3 protein-coding genes are annotated in these 2,882 nt (G+C 42.0%); 1 reads left to right on the top strand and 2 read right to left on the bottom strand.

The window, feature by feature from the left end; translation table 11 throughout:
- Nucleotides 1-810: TonB-dependent siderophore receptor (locus tag CXF78_RS18960; protein WP_180957219.1), on the bottom strand; the 810-nt coding region annotated here is incomplete at its 3' end.
- Between the two features lie 373 nt (nucleotides 811-1,183).
- The gene (locus CXF78_RS18955; protein WP_102037630.1) at nucleotides 1,184-2,287 is read right to left on the bottom strand and encodes a phosphoribosylaminoimidazolesuccinocarboxamide synthase; all 1,104 of its coding nucleotides are present in this window, start codon (nucleotides 2,285-2,287) and stop codon (nucleotides 1,184-1,186) included.
- Nucleotides 2,288-2,495: 208 nt separating this feature from the next.
- Between CXF78_RS18955 and CXF78_RS18950 the strand changes: the two genes are divergently transcribed.
- On the top strand, nucleotides 2,496-2,882 hold a 387-nt coding region (locus CXF78_RS18950; protein ID WP_145991565.1), incomplete at its 3' end, for a DMT family transporter.

Here is a 2,882-nt window from a genome sequence, read left to right as displayed (position 1 = left end):
GCTGCCGTCAGTATAATATAACGGTAACGCGCCCCAGTTATTGCCGGTAGCATCGTTATTCATGTAACTGTGGCTTAGTGACAAACTAGTGTCGTCAGATAAGTTGGCTTCTAAAAACACATAAAAGACATTTTTGTCTGTTTGGTAGCGATCTAAGTAAGAGTCTTTGCTTTGGGTAACGGCAACTGCACGAGCGGCAAAGGTGTCATTTATTCTGACAGTTCCGTCTGCTTCTAAGCGGGTGTTATTAAAGCTGCCATAAGTACCATTAACCGTAAGTTGATTGTCTGCTGTTGGGCGTTTACGAATGAAGTTAATGGTTGCCGATGGATTACCTACGCCAGTCATTAAACCGTTGGCTCCACGGATGACCTCAATACGGTCGTAAATAGCTGTGTCTTCGTCGGCATGGTTGTTACCAGATGTTAGCGGTAAACCAATGCCATCGATTTGGAAGTTCGTAATGTCAAAACCACGAGCGGTATAATACGTACGGTCAGTCTCAATACGTTCAACATTGACGCCGGTAGCGGTATCGAGTGCCGCGTTAATGTCATGCAACTGAAAATCTTGCAATTGGGCATCGGTAATGACTGAAACAGATTGGGGAATATCGGTAATGGCTAAATCTAAGCGTGATGCGCCGCTGGCTGAGTGGGCGTTATAGCCGGCAATGTAACTGCCTTTTACTTCAATTGTTTCGATATTTTCTTTTTTAGTGTTTTCATCAGGCACTGTGTCGGCGGCAATGGCCTGTTGACTGAGGCTGATGGCACATAATACAGCTAAACTAATTTTATTTAATTTCATGGTGTTATCATCTTTTACTGCTATGAACGAATCCATGTTCTGAGTGTTTACCAAGTCGGTTTTTGTAGCGTAATTATTCAACCGCCATGATGATACATAAACATTAAATAGAAATCATTATCATTTACAATTGTAAGTATTGTAAATTTTGGTTAGTGCGGGGAATTTTTTGCTAGGTGATGCTGTCGTTGAGCTTGTTAAGCAGCGAAAGGTTTTAAGTGGTGAAAAGGTACTAAGCGAACATAAACATACGGCGTGAGTTACTGGCAATGGTTTTAGGAAGGAGATAATCTTTTTTGATAGGCATTAATTGGGTCAGCTAATAATAAACAAGGCGCTATTAGCGCCTTGTTTATTATACCGTTAAATTAATTTACACAATTAAATCATACTGTTCACGTAACACTTTAATAATGTCAGCTTTTGGGTTGGCTGGTAATGGAATGCTTGAACCTGTGACTTTTTCTGCAACACCAATATAAGTGCGCGATACATTCATCATTGCGTCTAATGGTAAGTCATTGTCACGAGCAAGCGCTTCACGTTCTGGCATTCTGTCTTTGTTTAGCAAAATGTCGGCATCGTCAAAATGATTCAGTAAGAACTGGCGGAAGCCTTCTTTTGAGTTTTCAACAATCTTGCCCTCACGATAAGCGGCTCCGTCCCAAATACGTGATGAATCAGGCGTACCGACTTCATCCATGTAAATCAGTTTTGATTGGCCATTTTTGTCATTGACGTAGCCAAACTCAAACTTAGTATCGACAAACACTTGATCAAGCTTTGCTAGCGCATCTGAAATTACTTTAAAGCCTTGCTTTAGCAAGGTTTCATACAAGTCGATATCTTGTGGTTTTTCAAATCCAAAGGCTTGGTAGTTGGCTTCAATATCACTACGGCTAATGTTAACGTCATCTTGCGCTGGCACACCTGGGATACCGGTTAAAATCCCTTTGGTTGATGGAGTGATCAGTAACTCTGGCAGTTTTTGATCTTTATTTAACCCTTCTGGCAAGGTGATACCGCAAAATACCCGTTCGCCTTTTGAATAAGCACGCCACATTGAGCCGGTAATGTATTGACGGCAAATCGCTTCTACTTTAATTGGACGGGCTTTTTGCACTATCCATACAAAAGGATGCGGAATATCTAGAATGTGGCTGTCGGCTAAACCATTTTCGGCAAATAAACCAAACCAATGATTTGAAATCGCATTCAGTGCAGCGCCTTTACCTGGAATACCTTGCAAGTCACCTTCGCCATGAAAAATACAATCGAACGCCGAGATCCTGTCGCTGATCACCATAATCGCTAGCGGAGTATCTTCAGGTACATCGTAACCTTTGTCGCGAATTAAGCGACGGCTGTCGGTGTCGGTTAACCAGTAAACACTGCGTACTTTGCCACTGTGGACAGGCTTGTCGGTACGGATAGGTAAATCATTGTTCACGGCAAGAACGGAATCGGCAAGACTCATGCGAGTGTTCCTTAGGTAGTAGGGTACAAAGGGTTTTTATGGCGGCTATTTTACCTGCATTCAATGCGTTTGCACGATAAAAGGAGGTGTTGAAATAGGCTTTTTTGTTATGCGAACAATCAAGGGTAAGGTTAGCCTTTCTTGATAAAGACTTTATTGGGTTAATCAGGCAGAATTCACGCCTTAATGATGTGATGGATAAACCAACGTGAACAGTGAACAAGCAAGCGCGAATACCCGTTTAGGACTGATATTTGTTTCTATAGCAGTATTTTTCTGGGGTATTTTGCCTATAGCATTAAAGCTATCGGGTGGATTTATTACACCAGTGACGTTGACATGGTTTCGGTTTGTAATGGCGTTGGTCGTCACCTTGTTAATTCAATGGCGCTTAGGTGCATTACGTCAATTTGTCGGTTTACCTTCATTAGTATGGTTGAAATTGCTGCTCGCTGGCGTGCTGTTGATGTGCAATTACGTGTCGTTTGTTTATTCGCTGGGATATTTAGCTCCAGGCACTGCGCAGCTTAACTTTCAAACCGCGCCTTTTTTCTTGGCGTTTGGTGGGGTGTTATTTTTCAAAGAACGTTTTAAT

The organism is Shewanella sp. 11B5 (assembly GCF_002836795.1).
In the GTDB taxonomy this organism is placed as follows: Bacteria; Pseudomonadota; Gammaproteobacteria; order Enterobacterales; family Shewanellaceae; genus Shewanella; species Shewanella frigidimarina.
The sequence above is the reverse complement of the archived record's forward strand: the minus strand, read 5'-3'. Positions and strand labels throughout refer to the sequence as shown.

Coding starts and splice junctions, on each gene's coding strand:
- CXF78_RS18955 (WP_102037630.1), bottom strand. CDS start 2,287: ATGAGTCTTGCCGATTCCGTTCTTGCCGTGAACAATGATTTACCTATC.